This is a genomic window from Haloarcula regularis, assembly GCF_029338315.1.
Taxonomy (GTDB): Archaea; Halobacteriota; Halobacteria; order Halobacteriales; family Haloarculaceae; genus Haloarcula; species Haloarcula regularis.
Genome location: NZ_CP119795.1, coordinates 24,363 through 43,950, shown reverse-complemented (window position 1 = coordinate 43,950; position 19,588 = coordinate 24,363). Strand labels below are relative to the sequence as shown.

16 protein-coding genes and 6 pseudogenes are annotated in these 19,588 nt (G+C 56.4%); 12 read left to right on the top strand and 10 right to left on the bottom strand.

Going from position 1 to position 19,588, the window contains the following annotated elements; all coding sequences use genetic code 11:
* Positions 1–46: 46 nt before the first annotated feature.
* The 3 genes and pseudogenes from P1N55_RS19195 (at position 47) to P1N55_RS19185 (ending at position 2,010) form a co-directional block, all read left to right on the top strand.
* Positions 47–971 (top strand): annotated as a pseudogene (locus tag P1N55_RS19195) (transcription initiation factor IIB).
* A 77-nt stretch (positions 972–1,048) separates the two neighbouring features.
* Positions 1,049–1,561, top strand: coding sequence for a winged helix-turn-helix domain-containing protein (locus P1N55_RS19190; protein WP_276278844.1), 513 nt, complete (start codon positions 1,049–1,051; stop codon positions 1,559–1,561).
* A complete protein-coding gene (locus P1N55_RS19185; RefSeq protein ID WP_276278843.1) occupies positions 1,558–2,010 on the top strand; it encodes a hypothetical protein in 453 nt (150 codons plus the stop codon). The genes P1N55_RS19190 and P1N55_RS19185 overlap by 4 nt, the downstream gene beginning before the upstream one ends.
* Before the next feature lie 6 nt (positions 2,011–2,016).
* Here the strand turns inward: P1N55_RS19185 and P1N55_RS19180 are convergent.
* Both P1N55_RS19180 and P1N55_RS20065 read right to left on the bottom strand, forming a co-directional pair.
* A pseudogene (locus P1N55_RS19180) lies at positions 2,017–2,238 on the bottom strand (DUF7342 family protein); the annotation flags it as partial.
* On the bottom strand, positions 2,139–2,459 hold the full coding sequence (locus P1N55_RS20065; RefSeq protein ID WP_379689351.1) for an AN1-type zinc finger domain-containing protein: 321 nt from the start codon (positions 2,457–2,459) through the stop codon (positions 2,139–2,141). The gene P1N55_RS20065 and the pseudogene P1N55_RS19180, both read right to left, overlap by 100 nt.
* A gap of 128 nt (positions 2,460–2,587) precedes the next feature.
* Between P1N55_RS20065 and P1N55_RS19175 the strand changes: the two genes are divergently transcribed.
* The 4 genes and pseudogenes from P1N55_RS19175 (at position 2,588) to P1N55_RS19160 (ending at position 6,048) form a co-directional block, all read left to right on the top strand.
* Entirely contained in the window at positions 2,588–3,154 is a 567-nt protein-coding gene (locus tag P1N55_RS19175) for a CARDB domain-containing protein (protein ID WP_276278842.1), read from the top strand.
* Positions 3,155–3,433: 279 nt separating this feature from the next.
* The gene (locus P1N55_RS19170; RefSeq protein WP_276278841.1) at positions 3,434–4,330 is read left to right on the top strand and encodes a biosurfactant protein 1; all 897 of its coding nucleotides are present in this window, start codon (positions 3,434–3,436) and stop codon (positions 4,328–4,330) included.
* A 112-nt stretch (positions 4,331–4,442) separates the two neighbouring features.
* Positions 4,443–4,631 (top strand): hypothetical protein, encoded by a 189-nt coding sequence (locus P1N55_RS19165; RefSeq protein WP_276278840.1) that lies wholly within the window; start codon positions 4,443–4,445, stop codon positions 4,629–4,631.
* A gap of 179 nt (positions 4,632–4,810) precedes the next feature.
* Positions 4,811–6,048: pseudogene (locus tag P1N55_RS19160) on the top strand (RNA-guided endonuclease InsQ/TnpB family protein).
* Between the two features lie 238 nt (positions 6,049–6,286).
* On the opposite strand, the gene P1N55_RS19155 reads toward P1N55_RS19160, so the two are convergent.
* Positions 6,287–7,561 carry a hypothetical protein gene (locus P1N55_RS19155; RefSeq protein WP_276278839.1) on the bottom strand — a complete coding sequence of 425 codons (1,275 nt, stop codon included), beginning with the start codon at positions 7,559–7,561 and terminating at the stop codon, positions 6,287–6,289.
* Positions 7,562–7,908: 347 nt separating this feature from the next.
* On the opposite strand from P1N55_RS19155, the pseudogene P1N55_RS19150 reads away from it, so the two are divergent.
* Together P1N55_RS19150 and P1N55_RS19145 are read left to right on the top strand one after the other, a co-directional pair.
* A pseudogene (locus P1N55_RS19150) lies at positions 7,909–8,526 on the top strand (DUF6735 family protein); the annotation flags it as partial.
* Positions 8,527–8,600: 74 nt separating this feature from the next.
* Positions 8,601–9,017, top strand: a complete 417-nt coding sequence (locus P1N55_RS19145) for a hypothetical protein (protein WP_276278838.1) — start codon at positions 8,601–8,603, stop codon at positions 9,015–9,017.
* A 98-nt stretch (positions 9,018–9,115) separates the two neighbouring features.
* Here the strand turns inward: P1N55_RS19145 and P1N55_RS19140 are convergent, their stop codons facing one another.
* From P1N55_RS19140 to P1N55_RS19115, 7 genes and pseudogenes are all read right to left on the bottom strand, one after another.
* On the bottom strand, positions 9,116–11,461 hold the full coding sequence (locus tag P1N55_RS19140) for a PAS domain S-box protein (RefSeq protein WP_276278837.1): 2,346 nt from the start codon (positions 11,459–11,461) through the stop codon (positions 9,116–9,118).
* 1 nt (position 11,462) lies between these two features.
* On the bottom strand, positions 11,463–12,530 hold the full coding sequence (locus tag P1N55_RS19135; RefSeq protein WP_276278836.1) for an ATP-binding protein: 1,068 nt from the start codon (positions 12,528–12,530) through the stop codon (positions 11,463–11,465).
* A gap of 31 nt (positions 12,531–12,561) precedes the next feature.
* Positions 12,562–14,054, bottom strand: a pseudogene (locus P1N55_RS19130) (ATPase domain-containing protein).
* The gene (locus P1N55_RS20060) at positions 14,054–14,422 is read right to left on the bottom strand and encodes a HalOD1 output domain-containing protein (RefSeq protein ID WP_340696147.1); all 369 of its coding nucleotides are present in this window, start codon (positions 14,420–14,422) and stop codon (positions 14,054–14,056) included. Before P1N55_RS20060 ends, P1N55_RS19130 begins: the two are co-directional and overlap by 1 nt.
* Entirely contained in the window at positions 14,412–15,023 is a 612-nt protein-coding gene (locus tag P1N55_RS19125) for a response regulator transcription factor (protein WP_276278835.1), read from the bottom strand. Before P1N55_RS19125 ends, P1N55_RS20060 begins: the two co-directional genes overlap by 11 nt.
* 111 nt (positions 15,024–15,134) lie before the next feature.
* Positions 15,135–16,034, bottom strand: a complete 900-nt coding sequence (locus P1N55_RS19120; RefSeq protein WP_276278834.1) for a bacterio-opsin activator domain-containing protein — start codon at positions 16,032–16,034, stop codon at positions 15,135–15,137.
* A 177-nt stretch (positions 16,035–16,211) separates the two neighbouring features.
* A complete protein-coding gene (locus tag P1N55_RS19115; RefSeq protein ID WP_276278833.1) occupies positions 16,212–17,966 on the bottom strand; it encodes a PAS domain S-box protein in 1,755 nt (584 codons plus the stop codon).
* A gap of 172 nt (positions 17,967–18,138) precedes the next feature.
* On the opposite strand from P1N55_RS19115, the gene P1N55_RS19110 reads away from it, so the two are divergent.
* The 3 genes and pseudogenes from P1N55_RS19110 to P1N55_RS19100 all read left to right on the top strand — a co-directional run bounded on the left by P1N55_RS19110 (position 18,139) and on the right by P1N55_RS19100 (position 19,467).
* A complete protein-coding gene (locus tag P1N55_RS19110; RefSeq protein ID WP_276278832.1) occupies positions 18,139–18,630 on the top strand; it encodes a hypothetical protein in 492 nt (163 codons plus the stop codon).
* Between the two features lie 3 nt (positions 18,631–18,633).
* Complete coding sequence (locus P1N55_RS19105) at positions 18,634–18,999, top strand: DUF7568 family protein (protein WP_008458751.1); 366 nt, start codon at positions 18,634–18,636, stop codon at positions 18,997–18,999.
* A gap of 73 nt (positions 19,000–19,072) precedes the next feature.
* Positions 19,073–19,467: pseudogene (locus P1N55_RS19100) on the top strand (DUF7567 family protein).
* Positions 19,468–19,588: the final 121 nt, after the last annotated feature.

Sequence of the window (19,588 nt, the reverse complement as noted above, 5' to 3'; positions counted from 1 at the left end):
TGAGGGGCTCGCTGTACTGGCGGGTTCCCTGAATACGGTGAGAACGATGGCAACTAGAGACATCTACGAAACTGGCTTCGACGAAGATGTCCGAACGGAATCGAGTGCGAACCAGTGTCCCGAGTGCGACGGACGGGTCACCACGAATGCGGTCGAAACGGTCTGCGAGGACTGTGGGCTGGTCATCGACGAACAGCGTATCGATCACGGGCCGGAGTGGCGGGCGTACGACGACGAGGAGCACGAGCGAACGGGTGCTCCACTCACTGCGGCCCGCCACGATCGCGGCCTGTCGACAGAGATCGGTCGCGGTACCGACGCGAAGGGGAACGAGATCTCCGGGCAGAAGCGACGGCGACTCGCGCGGATGCGCCGTGAGCAGACCCGTGGCCGCTGGCGGTCGAAAGCAGAACGGAATCTCGCCCACGGATTGGGCGAAGTGCGTCGGTTGGCGAGTGCCCTCGAACTCTCCAATTCGGTCCGCGACCAGGCGTGTCAGCTCTTCCGGAGCGCCCAGAACGAGGATCTGCTTCGTGGCAGATCCATCGAGGCCATCGCCGCGGCCAGCGTCTACGGAGCCTGCCGGTGCAACGGCCTCTCGCGGTTAGTGGACGACGTCAGCGAGATGGCCCGCGTCGCGGAGTCACGGGTCACGAACGCGTACAAAACGTTGAACGAGGAGCTGGGGCTGCCTGCCGAGCCCGTCTCCCAGCATGTTCGTGCCCCGTCTCGCCTCGGACCTCGAGTGTCCGGACGAAATCCGACAGCGTGCCCGAACGCTCGCAGAGCAGGCCGAGGAGCGCGGCGTCACGACGGGCGTCCATCCGGCCGGGTTCGCCGCGGCCTGCCTCTACAAGGCGGGACAGGAACAGGGACAATGGGTGACGCAAAGCGATGTCGCGGAGACAGGGAACGTCACGCCAACTACGGTTCGGACGCATCATGAGACGTTAGAGGAGCAGGTAGCCTGACAACGCACCTGCACAACTATTGCCGTTAGATAGTTTTCTCAGGAAACTATTTGTTCATAGCGCGCATAGCACCCAGTATGACCGAGACGTGGGACGACGTCAACGAGCAGGTCAAAGCGGACTGGAAAGACGACACCACACCGTTTGAACGTGTGTACGAAATCGTCGAACAGACCCACGACGGGCAGTCGGCCGCCGAGATCGCCGACCGGGCCCTCGTGAGCGAGCCGACGGCACGTCGCCACTGCAAGACGCTGGTGAACACAGGGTTCGCCGAGACGGAACCGGACGGCCAAACGACGCTGTACAAGCGCAACAGCGACCGGGTGTTGATGTCCCGGATCCGCGAGCTGCGTGAGGAAGTCGATCGGCCGGAGTTGCTCGACAGTATTCAAGACATGAAGGCTGAAATCCGGCGCTACGAGAACCGCTACGACGTGGTGTCGCCGGAAGAACTCGCCCAGCAACTCGACGCCGACGAGACGGAGGGCTGGGACGACCTCACCGCGTGGCGGACGACGCGGCAGAATCTCGCTGTCGCACAAGCCGCACTCGCCTACGACGAGGCCAGCCACCAGCTCGCCGTATGAACGGTAACGACCGTGCCGGCGAGTTCGGGCCGATCTATCTTCCGGCGCTCCAGCGGATTCGTGACCTTTGGCTCGAACTCGAGCCGCTCGTTGACACAACGTCGTACGATGATGTTGTCGCCCCCACGGAACTGCAGATCACTCTTAGCGATGGGCTCGGCGGCGCCGACAGCGCTCGGCTCGATATCCAGTGGAGCGAACTGGGGATGTATTCATTCCACTACGTCGATAGCGACGACGTCAATTGGCGATTTGATCGCCATCCGAATACACACTCTCCCGAGATTCATTTCCACCCTCCGCTCGAGGCCGCGACGACGGCCGCCGAACCATCCTGTATCGACGTGACCGAGGTTTCACTCGTCACTCGTGCCGTCCACACGATGTGGCGTGCAGCGTACGAGGACGACGACATAGAGCAGCTGAATAACGCCTCAAACCCGCCGTAAGCGACATTAGCGCATTGTTCGGTCAGCCACGTCCGACATCTGCTCACGAACGGCTTCGACATCCGAGTAGAGCGCCAACGCGTGCTTGATGAGGCGACGGTCTTCCAGATTCTCCTCCCATCGCGTGATCACGTCGCGGCGCTCGCAGAGCTCGGCACTTGCCAGGTCGCTGTCGGCGAGCGAATGTTCGAGATCTTCCCACGTCTCGACATCGTAGGTCGCCTGCCACGATCAAAATCAGCAGGACCTTCGGCCACCTCGAGCCCGACTCGACTGGGACGGGTCGGAGCTCCGGGGAACCACTGCTGCGGTCGGGCGTTGTGAGTTCCGGACGCCCCCCAGGTGTGGCTCTCCGGTAACCGGTGCTCGCTGCAGAACTCCTGGCCACAGCGCCGGCACTCGTAGGGCAGCTTATCGTCTCCGTCGCAGCCGGGATCGGCGCACCCCATTCCACTGAAAAGTGAGAGCGACCCGACGTAATGATTGCCGCGTCGGCCCCTTGTTTGTAAACAAGTGGTGTCCCGTCGACTCCACTGCGCGTGAAAAGACACTTTACCTGTCGCTTATACCTACAGGTATGCGAAAAGCCCTCATTCTGATTGTCGCCGCCTTAGCGGTCTGTTCTGCAGTTCCGGCAGCATCAGCACAGGCGGATGACTTCCGTGTGGAGGTTGCGAGTCCGGGAGAGGTTCAGCAAGGGAACGTCGCGACGATCTCCGCAAATGTAAGCGCTGGAAAGGCGCTAAAGGGTGAATCACGCAACGTCACAGTCGAGCTCTCTATCTCCGAGAAGACGCTTAATACGACGACGATAGAGATCGATAGAGGTGAGTCCAAAACCGTGAACTGGAGTATACTCTGGGACAAACCTGGGACCTATTCCATTGAGGTGACTGCCGAGTACGATACAGGAATGTTTGACAGTGAGTCGGCCTCCGACTCGGCCTCGCTGACCGTGTCTGAGAATGAGCAGGACTCTACCGATGCCGGTGATGATGGGAGCGACAACGAGAGTACTGGGGAAGCGGACCCAACACCCTATGAGATGTGCAAGGACCGCGCAGAGGAGAGCTGGAAACTAACCTATTTCCAGTGCAATCTAGATTTCGGTAAGCCCCTGTTTAGCGGATACGACTGGTTCTAGAATCTACTCTTTCGGCCGACAATAGACTGAAATTCTCGGTTCTATCTGTTCATGAGGTTCCCTGTGCGGAAACAGGCCTCTTCGCACGTGCAATTGGTGCAACTTCATACCGCATTGAGAGTGTGCGCTATTCCTGCTAAGTATAGAGAACTACTGAACACCTGTTTCACCACGGTTTGTGTCTAACTAAGAATATTTCAACGGACCCTCGAGAGTCTATTGCGATCGAAGGCGTCCGGACGTTGAAATGCGATACCGACAGAAGCTGTGAGCCCACCGATGCACAACCGATATTCTGACTTTGAGGAACTGCGGCCGACCGGCGAGGCGTCCCACATTCCGGACACGAGGCTGGACGACGGGTGTGAGGGTGCCCCCCGGCGGCAGCGCGTCGCGACGAGCGCTGGTGGCTACCCCGATGCGCCGACGGTAACCGACGTCGAGTGCCGGTCCTGTGGGGCGTCAGTCCCAGACGGCCAGACAAAATGCCGGTTCTGTCTCACCAACCATCTCGGAGGTGACGCCACTAACACGAACGAGACAGTGTCGACGACGTTCCTCGGCATCGTCCACCTGGTCGTCGAGTCGACCACGTTCTACGGCGCTGTCGCGAAGGGCGGCGCCGCGGCGAACTTTCTCTACGCCAACGAGGCGGAGCCGGCCGTCGACGACTACACGCTCATCTACGATCTCGACGAAGCGCCGGCGCGCCAGCTGGCCGAGCAATGGCCCTCACTTCCCGACGCCGTACAGGTGTCGTCAGCGGAGGGAGAGCGGCTTCTCAGTGCCGCCCGTGACCGGGCTGGGTGGCACGGGCAGGAAGTGTCGGAGCGTCAGGAACAGGCCCCGACGCGGCTCTACGACCAGCGTGGGGACGGCATCCGCGACGCGTCGCGTCTCGACGCGGTCCTCGACGACTCCGACGATGCGGTGTGGCTGGTTCCAGCGATGACGCTGACCGAATCCGCCGGCGAAGCTGCGGCTGATCGCCAGGCGTCGTTGGTACCGACGACGCAGGAACTCGACTGTCAAACCTGTGAACGGGCGACCGACCATCGGTTCAAGACCCACGAGTCGGCCCCGGATGAGGCGTGGACGGGACAACCGATCTGGGAGTGCCGGGTGTGTGGCTCGGCTCGCTACGGCCCCAGCAAAGCGGGTCAGGACTCGTCTTAACCAACATAGCGACACAGAAACACACCAATGTTGGTTAACGAGCAGGCCCAATCCGACAGCTACCCGCAGCCGGAGAGGTTTCTCTGCGCCGTGAATCGGCGAGGCGCTTCAAATGGACCCACGCAACACACCCGGATATCGACTGCATCGCTCACTCACCAATCTCAAGCGCATCGAAACGGCCGGACTCGACGACGCCGATCAGGAGCGAATCGAGGCAGCGAGGACACTCCTCCAGAACGTGAGTCTACTCACCCAACCTCAACACAGCGAGGACGCCGATACACACGTCGAGTCCTGAGCGGCGTCGCAGCGCGGGATTTGGCTGGGTCGCCTCGGAGAGTGTTTATCGCCCCCGAGAAGGGTGCGGGGCGAACCAGTCGTGGACGGCCTCCGTGGGGCAAACCAGATGCGGGCGCGTTCGACAGCGCGCTGGTGGGGCGACCAAGACAACCAGTCAGTATCAGAGGGTGATGAGTCGTGACTGAACTCACAAAAACGCTGGAACTGAAGCTGGTAGATCCGAACGCACACAAGCGGGAGAAGCTCCGTGAGACGCGGGCGGCCTACCAGCAGGCGCTCCAAGAGGCCTTCGAGGCCAACTGTACCACCTTGGGGGAAGCGAACGACATCGTGGGTGACTATCAGCTGAGCGGTTACGCAAAGAACGCCCTGAAGCGGTATGTCCCGCAGCTGACGACGACCTATGGGGCAAATGAACTCAGTGACGATCACCCTGTCCGCTTCACCAACGAGGGGGTGAAGATCGACCACAAGCCCGAAAACACGATCGAGTGGTACGTCAAAATCCCTCACCACGAGGATTACCACCTCTGGGTACCAGCACAGCCGAACCCTGAGCAACGGGACTGGCTTGAAGCAGTGATCGCTGGCGATGCAGACGTGGGGAAGGTCGTTTGCTCAAGCGGGAGGGAACGTGGTATTTCCATCTCATCGCGACCCGTGACATCCCGCTCAACTCCGAGGTTCCTCCCGAACAACGTACACCAATCGGCGTCGATATCGGGGAGGCAAGTCTCGTCACGGTGTGTCACCGCGACGAGCATGGGTCCCCGACAAACCCTGAGCTCTGGACGGATGAAGGGAAGACCGTTCGTCGACTCCGCAAGCGTTACTTCACCACGATGCGGCGACTCCAAAGTCGCGAGAGCGAACGGATCGTAGACACCTTCGGCGACGAGCTGTGGGCGCAAATCGACGATATCCTCCACATCGTCACCAGGGAAGTGGTGGAGTACGCCGAGTCAGTCGAGACGCCGGTTCTCGTGCTCGAGGATCTCACCTACATCCAGGAGTCGATGGATTACGGGGACTACATGAATCGCCGGCTTCACGGCTGGGGATTCGCCAAACTCCACGCACAGATCACGTACAAAGCCGTAGAAAGGGGGATCCCCGTTGCAACAGTCGATCCAGAGAATACTTCTCAAGAGTGCCATGCGTGCGATGAGAGGGGAAGCCGGCCTCAACAGGCGACGTTCATATGCTCCAACGACGCCTGTTGGATCGAAGAGTACCAGGCAGACATCAACGCCGCACTCAACATCGCAGATCGCTACCTCAGCGGAGAGAGTCGTTCCAGAGAACACGAGAACGACGATGACTCGGCTGAGGATGGGGCCTCGTTGACCGGGCCACAAGACAGCCAGGCCGATGCTGAAACCCAGCAGGCGACGCTTGGAACGTATGCGTCTTGAAACCGTATAGCTGAGCAACCGCTCAGCTTTGAAATCCCGTGTCGGGATTTCCACATCAAACTGGTGTGGGCGGAGGTCAAGGGACATCGCGCACTCTTTCCGAGCGATATACCGAGCGGTGCTTTCCAGTGGACGTCGGAGTATTGTGAGATACTACAGGCGATGAAACAGCTGCTCAATACGTGTGCGAACTGCGAAGTTGTGGTGGCTCGGTCGTCACCACTGAACGCGGTTCTTCTTACGTGATATCTGTCCCTAACACGTCGAAACTCCGCGGTAACTCCGAGTACGGGTCAAGGTGTTTGATTGATATCGCCGGGTTCCGAATCGCTTCAGCACCCGATTCGTTCCGTTGTTTCAAATGCAAGGATACTGTGACGGCTGTCACTCGACGGGTCGATGCGAGCTGCCGGCCAACTTCGGTACGAATGTCGTCAACGAGCTCCTCGGCGACGTCAGCCCCGAACGGCGCGTCAATATGCAGGATATTCGGGTGTTCCTTCCCGAATTTCCGACGCGCCTTATCTACTTGCCCGGCGACGCGAGACACCCGGTTTCTCTCGAAACGCGACGGCACACAAGAGAATTTCAAGCCCGTGAACAAAGTCCGGGCAGGCGTGTCAATTAAATCTGCGTTGAAACACGATTCGACATCATTCACACCGAGATCGTCCCCGACGGCCATCTTCACGAGTGGTTGCAGGTACGTTTCATACACCTCATCATGCTTCGCAAGCGCATCCTGCCCAGTATCGATCACCCACACCCCTTCCTCGTGCCGTTTTTCGATGTTAAACACCGTCAAGGTTCCGAATGGCAACGATACTGATACCGACCCGTTCCGTACACGCTCCGGGAGATTGTCAGTTACACCGGTAAGATCGCTCATCTCCGGCTCAGACGAGTACTCGTAGACGGCCGCGTGACCCGGGTCTAAGTGCTGGACGGTCCGGTTGTTGAGTTCATTAGCGATGCTTTTTGCTTTCTCAACTGATTTGCTCACCGCATCAACACGTTTGCATTCAACGAAAACTTTAAACGGTGTTCTAAGTAGGATATCCGGCGTTTTCGAATCGGAGCGGTCCTCGGCGAGGAACTGCACGGTGTGCCCGCGGCGGTCGTAGAAGTACCCGGTTCGGAGCTCGTACAGTGTGCGTTCATAGTGCCGTGAGTTCCGAATCCCGTCTCTGAATTGCTCTGCGAGAGTAACGTCAATTGGTTCGAACGTGGCCGGATCGACGACGGTTGCATCGGACTCGGTTAACTGTATGACGCACCGACCGAGGTCGAGGAATTCCAACGTCGGCATCGATAACTCCGGGAAATGCGATTCGAATTCATCTTCGACGTACCCGAGTTCTTTCTGGGCGCGTCGATAATTCTGCACGAGTTGAGGGGCTGTTTTGTGCGAATCGGTGTCCCGGTACTTTTCGACTTGCTCCTCAAGCCAACGTTCGCCGATGAATTCGGCGGCTTTGCCAAAGCAGTCGTCTTGGGGTAATCGCTCAGGCATCAATTATAGTGTGATTGTTCTGATCATCTGTTTCGTTCATATGTTTCAGAGTTACCCTGCCGGTGTAGTGGTTTTGGAGGTGTGTCCGATGTCTTCCCATTCTCGTCCAGAATGGAGTCAAGTCGGTTTCTCACGATGCCCGTCACCCAGTTTGTCACGATTTCCTAGCCGGGAAGTGAGGTTAACGTAGACAGCATACTACATAGTAGCGTTGAGTACGCAGCTAGAATCTAGTGACGACTTGTTCTATATTTCGCAAGTGGGAGTGCGTTCACTAAACTCCCTGTACTTACTGATTGTGGACGAATACAGTGTGGCAAGAGGGCTGTAGCAAACCTGAGTGATAGCACACGCTCCACTACAGCCATTGGGGCGCAGCGAACCTCAAGCTCAAGCACCGAATCTCGGCTGAGTCGCCGTTCGGTGGCGACGACACCGACTCCAAGTGGGCGAAACAGCTGCTGGCTGAACTGGCCGATGGCCTTGAGGCAGATGCGGTCGACGGCTACCTCGCCGGCGAGGATCGACCGTCGACGGTCGTCGAACCGAAGCCCCGCGCCACCGGGCTCATCCTCGACGAGATCGTCGCTGACCATCTCGACTACCTCCACCACGAGGGGTTCTTCGTGGTGTCGACGACGTTCGAGGTGAGCGCCTATCGGACGCTGTGGTTCGGCCTCCAGTACGACTCGGAGACGGTCGAACAGGGAGAAACAGTCGGGAACGGCGCGCTCGCGACGGTGCGCTGGTACGACGGCGAGCTGGTCGGTGACGGCCACCTGCAGAGACAGTTCGCGGCCCTCAAAGACGTCGTCGGCGACATGCTCGACAAGGGCGTCTTCACGCCGTCGACGGCGAGACAGTACCTGAAACGGAAGCTGGCCGAGCGAGTCGGAGACCGACAGGAGCTGCTCATTCCGACCGGAGAGTCACCCTTCGAGAAGGCGAGCCTGAACCACTCCTAGTTCGATCTGCTTCGTGGCAGGTCCTGTTTTTCAGGGGTCAGAATGGGTGAGCCCCGCCATAGGCTCGTGATTCGATGACCTCAGACGACGACCCGTTTCACGACTGCGAGTTGGATCCCGAGGCGATCCTCGGGACACACACCTTCGAAGACGTCCTGTTCACCGACGAGACGGAAACCTCGGTGAACGTGCTGACCGGCGAGACACCGGCACATTCGCAAGCAACCGTCGAAGAAGCGAAAGAGTTCGCTGCGAGTATCGACACAGAGACGCCCCAGATCGCGCTTCCCGCTTCCGTCGAGTCGCAGGTCGAAACACAGAGCAAGCCCTACACGGCGGCCGCGTTCTTCCACTTCAAGGCGACAGGCTCGCTCGAACGCCACCGTGCTTACCACGCCGCCTACGAAGCGGACGCGTTCGCCGTCGACTTCGCGGCTGACTACGCGTCGGGCGATCTAACCATCGCTGTCGAACGAGCGGACGAATCCTGAGAAAAGGAGGACAGAGGGTGGTTTTGCTGGCCTGTCGGGAGAAGCAGACCTAGCATAGATGAATCCAAACTATGCTTTTCACAACGCTAATCAGTAGATCAATCACTGAGTGGGACAGTAACCGTTACGAGACTTCCACGAGGGTTGGCATCCTGAATATCAATAGTCCCGCCAAGTTCTGATACGACCCAGTTGACAAGCCATAGTCCCAAGCCATTACCATGAAGCAATGGGGACTCCTCTCCCTCACGTAGCACTTCCCGTTCATTACTCGGAATCCCAGGACCGTTGTCCCGAACGATGACAGTCCCATACGGGGTATTCCTATAGTTCTCTGTTTCCATTGATACGGATACCGACGGTTCCTCCGCATCATTATGCTTGAACGCATTCACCACAAGTTCCTGAATCGCCGTCTGTAACTCCATATTAGCAGTAAGTGACGTTTCAGAAATTGAGATGGTGAGCCCGTCTTCAGGGACCGCAGCATCAGCCAGCGCCCCCTGAACGACTTCGTCTAGAGAATGCACTTCCTGATCAGCAGATTCCTCAGTAAATGTACTTTCAATACGGCGTGCCTGCTGGCTTATTTGAAGAAGATCGTCGACTGCTTGAGAGATCTCGGAGAGTGCAGATTCCTGTTGACTCGTTCCGGATTCGGCCAGCAGGTCTGCATACCCCTCAATAACGTTCAGTTCGTTTCGTAAGTTATGACGAAGAACACGATATAACACCTGGAGTTGCTGCTGGCGGCGTCGTTGTTGCGTTATCTCGGTGTTGACAGCAACGAGATAGTCGACATCGTCTGATCCCATCGTGATCGGCGCGATAGTCTGGTCGATATACTGGCGACGACCATCTTTGCGCCGATTGATGAGTTCGTTCTCCCATGTCTCCCCAGATAACACCGTCTGCCAGAGATCGCGATAGAACTCCTTATCGTGCGCTCCAGATTTCAGAATCCGTGGATTCTTCCCGATCACCTCCTCCCGGTTGTACCCCGTCATCTCGGTGAAGGCAGAATTAACGAACTCAATCGTCCCGTCCGGCTCAGTGATATAGATCGCGTGTCCGGCGTGTTCAACTGCCTGTTGGAATATCTGTGCTTCTTCGCGGGCCCGTATGTCAGCAATTGCGCGCCCGATTGTATTTCCGAGATGAGAAAGAATGTCCCGTTCTTCGCCGACAAACGCGTTCTCGCGTTCGGTGTATAGGTTCAAAATCCCGTAGATTTCGTCATCGTAGTGAATTGGGACAGCAGCAGTCGCTCGGACTCCAAACTCTGCTAACGAATCACGCCAGGGCTCCATCTCGGATGCTGTCGATACGTCTTGGACAGTACAGACGGACAGTGTTTCGAGTGCCTGGCCAGTAGGACCCTGGCTGGTCTCCGTTCCGTCGGTCGTCACGCTAACGTGGTTGAGGTACTCCGCCGCCTTCCCTCCCGTTGCCCGGGGCTCAACGCGAGCGTGTTCTTCCGCACTCTCACCCATCCAAGCGAACTGATACGCCCCCGAGTCGGACAGGTTTTGACAGACGGCAGTTTCGAGCTCGTCTCTACTCGAGGCCTGAACAACTGCTCTCGTCGTCTCGTGGAGTGTCCGGTTGATACGATTCAGTTGTGCAAGCTGGTCCCGCTGACTCTCAAGTTGCCGAGACTGCTCCCGGCGCTCTGTTACGTCACGGATACAGAACACAACTCTCGAGCTATCCTGCACATCCAACGTGCTCGCTGAAATCTCCGCCTCGATTTTAGATCCTTCTTTAGTCGTACAAACAAGGTCGTCAGTTCGGTCACGCCCCTTAGTTAGCACACGCTCTATGAACTGCTCATAGGCGTCGCCGTTTGTTGGGTGCAGGTCCGTTGAAGCGGAAAGTGACCGAAGTTCTGACTCAGAGTATCCAAGCACTTCCCCGGCACGAGGGTTGCAGTCAAGGACCTGATCCCGTTCAGCATCAATAACGAGCATCGCGTCGTTGACTGATTCGAAAACGGCCCGATACTGTTTCTCGGTGCGTTCCAATTCGTTAGAAAGGTTCTTCGAGAGCCGTCGTCGCTCCAGTAAATTCTTGAGGCGGTGTTTGAGCGGTGACGGGTCGATTGGAACTGAAACCGTCTCGTCGATAATCTCCCATACTCCGCCTTCGAACGAAGAATCATCCGTACTGTGAACGAGAACGATAGGATGGAAGGGCGGTTCTTCTCTACCTTTTCGGGACTGAAGCCAGTCGCGATGACGGGCGAGTGCCGGTTCATCAACGAGAAGGATATCCGCTTGGGAAGATCCTCCCGACGGTGAAACACCACAGGGTGTGAACTCAGACAGCTCCCGAAACCACTTGGTTAACTGGCGACGGTTCTCGTCGTGTTCAAACAGGAGCCCAACCACAGCGGACTTCCCAGTCGGAGTTGAATCCTCCTCAGCTTGCTCATCGTTGTCCATCCTACGAACCCCCGTCGGTCCCGGCGGACTCAGAATCAGGTTGTTCAAAGAATACATCAGTGACATCGAAACGCGCACCACCAGTATCGCTCTCTGTTACGGAAACGGTCCAGTTGTGTGCGTCTGCGACCTGTTCAACGATGGAGAGCCCGAGCCCGGTGCCGTCTGACTGTGTACTAAACCCCGATTCGAAGATGCGTTCCCGTTTTGCTTCCGGGATTCCATTCCCGTCGTCGGCAACGTAGAACCCATCCGCAAGTACTCCGATAGTGACTGTCACTGGTCTCTCGTTGTGATCCTTTGCGTTCCGAAAGAGATTCGTGAACAACTCCATCAACGCACTTCGGTTCGCCCGAATGGAACACTGTCCATCGATTTCAACGACTAATTTTGATTCGCCCGAATCGAACTCATCCCATGTTTCTCGGGCGAGTGCATCTACTGAAACCAATTCGAAATCAGACGCCGAATAGTCCTGGCGGACGAGCGTCAGTACATCGCCGAGGAGGTCCTCAATACGTTCAAGTGCCCGTGCAGTCCGCTCGAAGTATTCGTCATCGCCGTCCTCACGAGCGAGTTCAAGATTTCCCTGAGCGACACTCAACGGGTTGCGAAGATCGTGTGAGAGGATACTGGCGACCTGTTCTAACTGTCGACGTTCCCCATAATCGACCGACAACCGGTACCACCGAAGAAGCGATTCGATTCGTGGTCGGAGCTCGGCCATCGAAATCGGCGTCGTGATGACATCGTCAACGACCTCCCAGACCGACGGGTCAATACGCTTGACATCAGTTGAAGTGACGAGTAAACACGGGCGGATGATCGGTTCTGATGCTGTGCGTACAGCCTGGAGTTCTTCGTAACAATGTTCGAGTCCTGGTTCGTCGACGATATAAAGTGCAAACTCAGACTCTGACGGTATCGAATCAGCGGTTGTAACGTGGTAGTCTGACTGTAGCTCCCTCGCGAGCATCTGTCGATTGTTCTCGTGGCCAAAACAGAGGAAGACCTCTTCGTCTACATCGAACTGATTAACCTCGACAGGAGTGCCGGATTGCTTCGGCATCAGATTCCCCACCCCAGAATCACGTCGAGCATTAGCCCTCTGTCGAGGCATCATCGGTCCATTCCGGTGTCCCTGAGAGAATCCCACGAAGTCCCGTCAACGGGTCACCCACTTCGAGGCCGTTCTCCGTGATCTCGAGTTCGCGAAGCGAGCGTTCGAAGTCGCTTGTCCGCTTCTTGAGAACGCCGGCAACCTTGCGGAGCTCTCCACCGTATTCGATATGACGGAGGAACAAAATATTGTCCGCGAGATAGCTCACGCCTGAATCGGTCGCACTGAACTCCTCCATTAACGTGCTTGACTCGTCAACGAGGATTACAGTCACCCCCATATTCGTGAGATACCGACACAGTGCGTGGAGTTTTCGTGTGAGGTCCTGTTGGTCGCCCTGGATCGAGATCTGATACCCCCTAATCCCATCGATCATAACAATATCTCCCCCGTCATCCTCTATCTCTCGCCGGACTGCCTGTGCGAACTGCTGCGGCGACATGTCTAGGGGCTCTAGTTCTTCAAGCGCTAGTGTCCCCGTTCCTCCATCTCTCGAACGGGGATATCGATCGCCTCGCACCGAGTTCGAAGCGTTGCCGCACTCTCTTCGAAGAGATACATAAGCGACCGCTCACCGCGCTCAGCGGCTTCCTTCATGAAATGCGTCCCAAGCGTCGTCTTCCCCGCACCGGTGGGTCCGCTAATGATGGTGACAGTCCCTCGTTCGATACCTCCATTTAGCATTTCGTCCAGTGCAGGTACACCCGAGGAAATCGCTTCTGATTCGAACTGCTTGTCGTGCTTGCCGGGATGAAGTTCTGGGTAGACTGCAATACCCGCGTCAGTGATTTCCATCGCGTGATGTCCGTCCTGAATCGAGGAGCCACGGAATTTCGGCACGTCGATGGTGTGGCCCATCGCCGAGTCTCCGAGTTCAATCGTGCCGTCACTCATAAATTGTAAGTCGTCGTCCGGCTTTGCGTCGGTGGCTTGTGTCGTGAACAGGACTGTTGCCCCATTCTCGCTGAGCATCCGCATGAACGAGAGCGCCTGTTTCCGAAACTGGTACTCATCGCCAGTGAGGTATCGGAGCTGAGTGATCGGATCGACGAACACGCGGTCGGGTTCCAGTTCGGTTACTTTGTCCGAAATAGATTCAACGAACGGATCCCGTTCCACCTGACTCGATTCAAAGATGTCGTACCCCTGGTCGTCTGTAAAGAAGTCAGATTTGGGACTCAAATCCAGGAAGTCGATGTCCGTAAGGTCAAAGCCGAGCTGAGCCCCGTTCTGTTCGATATCTTCAATTTCCTCTTCGAGGTTGATGTACAGCGACGTCTCGCCGTTCGCAGCACCTGTAGTGAGGTAGTGCAACCCAAGAATGGTTTTCCCCGTTCCTGGCCGCCCGCGAACCAGGTAACTCCGCTCTGGAATAAGTCCGCCACGGAGTATTTCATCAAGTCCGGAAATTCCAGTGGAAATACGACTGACTGTTCCCTGCTCCTTCGTGGTTGTATCAGTAGTGTCGTTCATTATGTTTCTGAGGCCTCTTGTTTGGAGGAGATCACGATCTCACCGTCAGCGTGAACCGTCACAAGAAATTCACAGTATGGAAAGATGATTCGGCCGGCCCGCCGGTCCCGCTCGTTGTTTCCGATTGGCTCAAAGAGTTTGTCCAGGGCGTCCGTATCGACTCTGTCAAAGAGCGGAGGGCGACCTGTGGAGTCAACATCGGATATCGCCTCAATGATAACGGCAAGCGTCGCACTGAGCGACTGGTCCGATTCCCACTCGTACGCTGCGAAATATGTCTCGGTCGAACGATGGTACCGGACGCGAGCGGTCTCTGTTTCTATAATCTCATCCGCTTCACGATTGGGCGTCTGATTATTATTCACCATATGAATCACCCCCAGTATCGTCTCCGAGTCGGCGTACGATTTCGAGGAAATCCCTGTCATCGAATTTCCCGTTCACCTCCGCCGCAGTCTGTTCAAGTTCCTCAATCCGAGTTTCAAGCCAAGCAAACTCCTCACTCGACGAACGTTCTGATTCGCTGAGCTCCGACTCTAAATGAACTCGTTTCCTCGTGAGCGCGTACAGGTCCCGAACAGCCCCCTCGTAGTTCCGCTGGTTATCGAGTCGGCGGACTCTTTTGAGAAGTTCGTCCTTCTGGATTGGTTTGACGAGGTAGTCGTCCAGTGGCATCTCCACGATGTCGATATCTGGATTGACTGCAGTAACCATCGCCTGACGACACTTTGGATAGTTCCGGGAAATCCAATCAAGGACCGCATCACCGGACTCATCCGGGAGTCGGCGGTCGATGAGTGCAATATCTACGTCTTGATCAAACTTATCACGTGCTTCAGCTGCGGTATACGCGGTTCGAACGCTGTATTCGTCTGAGAGCCAGACTGTGTATAAATCGGCAAGCCCTTCTTCGTCCTCAAGAACCAGTACGGTTGTCTGGCTGTCGCCAGATTCTGGTGAAGTGGACATAAAGGGATGTATGCCAGTCGTGGATTTCCAGTGTCAAAAGCTAAGGGCTGATATATCCGAAGTGTTCCCTAGAGGTGACTAATATATCCACACCCGCCGATTGTGGAATGGTTACTTCCAGCTCCGTACCGAATCCGAAGGGTAACTGCTTCCGAGGATTGCATCCAGTAGTTTTCGTTCAGCAGTCCGGAGATGTACGTTGAAGGACGACGAGGAGATATCCATCTGCTCCGCGAGTTCTTGCCCGCTAAGACCCTTCGGCGACTCGAAATAGCCGCCGTGATACGCGAGTTCAAGTGCCTCACGCTGCCGATCCGTCAGATTCTGAAGAGCTTGGTCGCCAACTTCGGTCTGCCGACGCGGATAGTCAGTCAGGTCATCGGTTCCAAGCAGGGTCGAATCAGGATACTCAGTCGAAACGATATCCACAACCCGGTGAACGGGAATGGTCGGCGGCGTCACAAGTCGGACGCGGACACTGTCCTCACTAGTCCCCATAATACTCTCAAGACGAATTCCGTACCTCGCCAGCACACTGGCGATGAACATCTCAGTAATGGTGATTTGAAAGAGAATACCATCATCGGACTCACTAACTTCCGTGATTGAGGAGATAACGGTCGCTTGCTCAGCTGCCTCGATAAACTGCTGTGCTGAACAATCATAGACACGCACGAAGACCGTTGCTTCGTCACCTTCCTGCTCGCGGAGCCCCTCGAAAAAGAGTGTGCACTGGCTGTTTCGGGCGATACGGAGCAGTGGACACGCTGCGGATTCAACGCTGAACTGGACCACAGTCCCTTGACGGGATAGAATCGCACTCGTCCGTTCGGCCTCTTTAATTGCATACCCCATAATTTCGCCCCAATCGGAGAGGACATCCCGAATTCGATCCGTGATAGCATCACGGTCCTCAGCGTATAGAGTGAGAACGCCGTAGAGGACATCTTGGAACATAATCGGGACAGCGATAACCGAAGAAAGTTCCGGCTGATCGCCTCGCGCCGCCATGGTTCCTGTTGGACATCAGTTGCAGTATTACTGACAATTGTCGGGTTGTTTGTCTGGGCAGTTTGAACAGCTGGGTCGGAAGCCATATTGTCGAGCGTTAGTGGACATAAATCGAGGTAGCCCTGGTCTCGACCGGCCCACGTGCGTGGGATGAGTTCGTCGCGTTCAGGAGAGAGTTCACCGACCCATCCAAACGAACGGATCAGTATTACTGAGAACCTCACAGACCTCCTGTTCAAGCTCATCCCGGGTCTCGGATTGCGATGCAATTTGGGTGAGCTTCCGAATTCTCGTGTTGAGATCTTCAACACGCTCTAGCGTTTTCGTCTTTGTTTTCAGGTCTTGTTCACGACGTCGGAGTTCCTGCTCGCGGTTGACGCGGGTGAACACTGATTCGGCGTTCCGCGCCAAGAGTTCGAGGAGCCGTTGGTCTTCTTGGTCGAATGTGGCAGCAGTCGTCGAACCACAGATAATGACACCAAACTCTCCGATCGGCACAATGAGCTGACTTCGAATCGGTGTATCTGAATTGTACACTTCCTCCCGAGAGCGGACATCGCCAACACTGATTGCCTCGTTCGAGAGGAACACTTCACCGGCAAGACTTTCAGTGAGTGGAAGTGATGGAAGTTCTCCAATAACATCCATAACATCCTCAGAGTATGCTACTGGCGACAGTGTTTCATCATCGGTATCGACTAGATTAACGGAGATGAGTTGTAGGTCAAGCGTATCAACTGCCGTGTCGACGATTGACTGGGCAATTTCCAAATCGGATGTTGCCCGTACGAGTTCGCCAGCACTCTCATGAAGTTCTTCCAGCGTGTTCTCGTACCAGACATAGTCAGAAATATCTCGAAACAGTGCGTGAACGAGCGTCTCTTCGCCTTGATCGATCACAGAGGCCGTAATCTCGACAGGGATACGAGTCCCTTCGTCATCGATAATATGGATCTGGTCGCCGTTAGGGAGGTATCGTCGAGTTCCCCCTTCATTTGCGTGCTGTCGGATGCCAGCTTTGTACCGATCTTCCTCCTCAGTCGGATGAATTGTGAGCATGGAGTTTCCGATGAGCTCTTCCCTGGAAATCCCGGTCAGTTCTTCAGCACTCTCATTCATCTCGTGAACTGTGCCGGTCTCGTCGCCGACGAATATCGGTATAGAGGCGTTCTGAATGAGGGATTTATATCGGTCCCTTGCCTCTTGGAGCTCGCGCTCACGGATGATGCGTTCCGTCACGTCCTGCGAGACACTCATCCCGGCGACGACGTTCCCCGAATCGTCCCTAACGGGGAGCACCTGTACCTCAAAAAACCGATTCTCGAGAGGGAGCGTAGTAGCGTTTGTTTCGCCCTCAAGCGCCCTACGAAAGAGAGAGCTGAGTTCGTCTGCGTTCTCTTCAGGAAAGACATCGTGTAACCGATTGTCTCGGAGATCTTCTGGAGAGAGGTCGACTTCTTCAAAAGCTGGACCACCGACAATTCGGAAGCGGAGTTCGTCATCGAATAACGTAATCAGCCCATTTGGGAAGTGATCTACCAACGTCCGGTAGGGTTCAAGTTCGTGATCGAAGAAGGAGGTGGCCTCTAGGTCTGTGAGACGACCTATCACAAAAGTTTGAGCGCCATCTTCAACAACGTCGATCCACGCAATCGAACGGCATTCACCTTCCGCACTACAGATTGGAGTTTCACATTCCCCAGGGTCTTGGTCTCGTGAAATTATCTGCTCAAAGGTTTGTTGAGCTTTGGCCTGCTTTTCTTTGGGAACTAGCGCGTCAAAGAGATTGGAATCAAGGAGAGCGTCTCGATCATATCCAAGTTCGTCAGACAACGTTGTATCGCAGAACTCAACATCCCCTTCGACGGTTACGAACAGCAACTTCGAAGAAAGCTTATCAAGAGCAGTCTCAAAGACCTGAGGCCCCGTCATTACCCAAAACGTGGGGATAGGTATACTTGTATTATGGGTGGTGAAATCTGAGACCCAGACAGAATTCTCTCCAGGGCACGGTTATTCCATATCGCCATTGTCACCGTAGTTTATCCGCGCCGAAAGAGGGCGGCGCGCGTCGAATCATACGACGAGCGTTGGAGTGGTTCAGATGCATATGGTCATCTACGCGCTCGTAGAGGCATCGACAGAAAGCGAAGCACTGTCTGCGGGGAAAACGGTGTTCAATAAGTTAGTCGGCTCAGAGCCGCATTCCTGCGCAGTATTCGACTATTTTGTGCCCTTCGACGAGGAGGACACGTCCGTTGCGGGGAAGGCACGATGGGGGGAGTTGCCGACGGCAGCCCCCGTCGATTCCGATGACGGCCAGGACCTGCTCGAGCGTGGCTGGGAGGCGACGAAGGAGGAATTCGAGCGTAATCTCGACCGGGTGAAAGAGGCCATCGAGGAGCTCTCCGACGAGGAGATCATGCGTGACGAGGACCTCGCCCGGCACGCCTTCCACCAGGTCGGTGCGTACGATGGCCCGACAATCTTCCTGTACACCGAACACGGAACCGGCATTCGTCACCGTGGACAGCTGGATCGACTCCTCGAGGAGAGTGAAGTGCTCTGGATCGTGCCCGCTGACGTCCACTTCTAACCAATGCCTCGCATCACCAACTGGCGACGCGAGAGCCGCTCGCCGACGCTTGCGTATCGGAACACCGAGACCGGTGCGCGAGCCGTCCTGCATCGAGCCCCGGACTCCTACCGGTACAAATGGCGTGGGGCAATCCTCGTCGACGGCTATCCGGTGTGGTCGCGGGGGTACGAGACGAAGGACGCGACGTCGTTCCGTGACGAACTCCGGGAGCGGCCGGCTCCGGACCTCAGCTGCCCGGAGTGTCCGAACAACGACGTTCGCGTCGGCGAGAAGGCAGCAGACGGGGCGAAAGTCCAGCGGTGGTACGACTGCCCCGACTGTGGATACGAAGCCCCCTCACGCATCGTCTACGGCCCCGAACGGTGAGTGAGTGAGCGCTGGGCGCTGTTTTTCGGCCGGGCACGAGGTGGTGGCCCGGGACGACCGGGTTAGTCAACCAATGACCCTCGAAGTACTTGACCGACACAGTGAGGCACTGTTTGAGTTCCTCTGGTGCCCCGTCTGCGGGCAGGAGGTCTTCACTCACATCCCCTTCGAGGGGGTGTTCTGCAAGAACTGCAACACCCAGGTCGAACTCCAGGAATCCCGAGAAACACGCGGCTACGAGGAGGCCGTGCTCGCCTGCTTCGATACAACCACGTCCTGGAACCTTCACGTCGACGAGAAACTGCGCCGCGGCCTGCCTGATGGGTCGGCGCGCGTGAAATCCTCGGCGCACCGGGCGCCTACAAGGTCGACTGGTGGAGTCCAGAGCCAGGAGAGGATTGGGAGCCTGTCGAGCGCGGTGAGTTTGACGACGTCGAAGAACCATCAGAGGTGTCGCACCTGGCGTAGCGAAGTTCGAGTATCGCCAACTCGTGATGTTGTTTCTGCGCCGGTGAGAGGTACCGGCGATCCAGTTTGGGTGCTGAATTTCATATACCAAGATGGGTAAATCCGTCCGCGATTGGCGAAG

Excerpts from the sequence above, each read along its gene's own strand:
- P1N55_RS19105 (WP_008458751.1), top strand. The coding sequence starts at position 18,634 with ATGCCTCGCATCACCAACTGGCGACGCGAGAGCCGCTCGCCGACGCTT.
- P1N55_RS19140 (WP_276278837.1), bottom strand. The coding sequence starts at position 11,461 with ATGGACAACGATGAGCAAGCTGAGGAGGATTCAACTCCGACTGGGAAG.
- P1N55_RS20065 (WP_379689351.1), bottom strand. The coding sequence starts at position 2,459 with ATGGGGTGCGCCGATCCCGGCTGCGACGGAGACGATAAGCTGCCCTAC.
- P1N55_RS19145 (WP_276278838.1), top strand. The coding sequence starts at position 8,601 with ATGACCTCAGACGACGACCCGTTTCACGACTGCGAGTTGGATCCCGAG.
- P1N55_RS19110 (WP_276278832.1), top strand. The coding sequence starts at position 18,139 with ATGCATATGGTCATCTACGCGCTCGTAGAGGCATCGACAGAAAGCGAA.
- P1N55_RS19120 (WP_276278834.1), bottom strand. The coding sequence starts at position 16,034 with ATGGCGGCGCGAGGCGATCAGCCGGAACTTTCTTCGGTTATCGCTGTC.
- P1N55_RS19155 (WP_276278839.1), bottom strand. The coding sequence starts at position 7,561 with ATGCCTGAGCGATTACCCCAAGACGACTGCTTTGGCAAAGCCGCCGAA.
- P1N55_RS19170 (WP_276278841.1), top strand. The coding sequence starts at position 3,434 with ATGCACAACCGATATTCTGACTTTGAGGAACTGCGGCCGACCGGCGAG.
- P1N55_RS19165 (WP_276278840.1), top strand. The coding sequence starts at position 4,443 with ATGGACCCACGCAACACACCCGGATATCGACTGCATCGCTCACTCACC.
- P1N55_RS20060 (WP_340696147.1), bottom strand. The coding sequence starts at position 14,422 with ATGGTGAATAATAATCAGACGCCCAATCGTGAAGCGGATGAGATTATA.
- P1N55_RS19175 (WP_276278842.1), top strand. The coding sequence starts at position 2,588 with ATGCGAAAAGCCCTCATTCTGATTGTCGCCGCCTTAGCGGTCTGTTCT.
- P1N55_RS19190 (WP_276278844.1), top strand. The coding sequence starts at position 1,049 with ATGACCGAGACGTGGGACGACGTCAACGAGCAGGTCAAAGCGGACTGG.
- P1N55_RS19115 (WP_276278833.1), bottom strand. The coding sequence starts at position 17,966 with ATGACGGGGCCTCAGGTCTTTGAGACTGCTCTTGATAAGCTTTCTTCG.
- P1N55_RS19185 (WP_276278843.1), top strand. The coding sequence starts at position 1,558 with ATGAACGGTAACGACCGTGCCGGCGAGTTCGGGCCGATCTATCTTCCG.
- P1N55_RS19125 (WP_276278835.1), bottom strand. The coding sequence starts at position 15,023 with ATGTCCACTTCACCAGAATCTGGCGACAGCCAGACAACCGTACTGGTT.
- P1N55_RS19135 (WP_276278836.1), bottom strand. The coding sequence starts at position 12,530 with ATGCCGAAGCAATCCGGCACTCCTGTCGAGGTTAATCAGTTCGATGTA.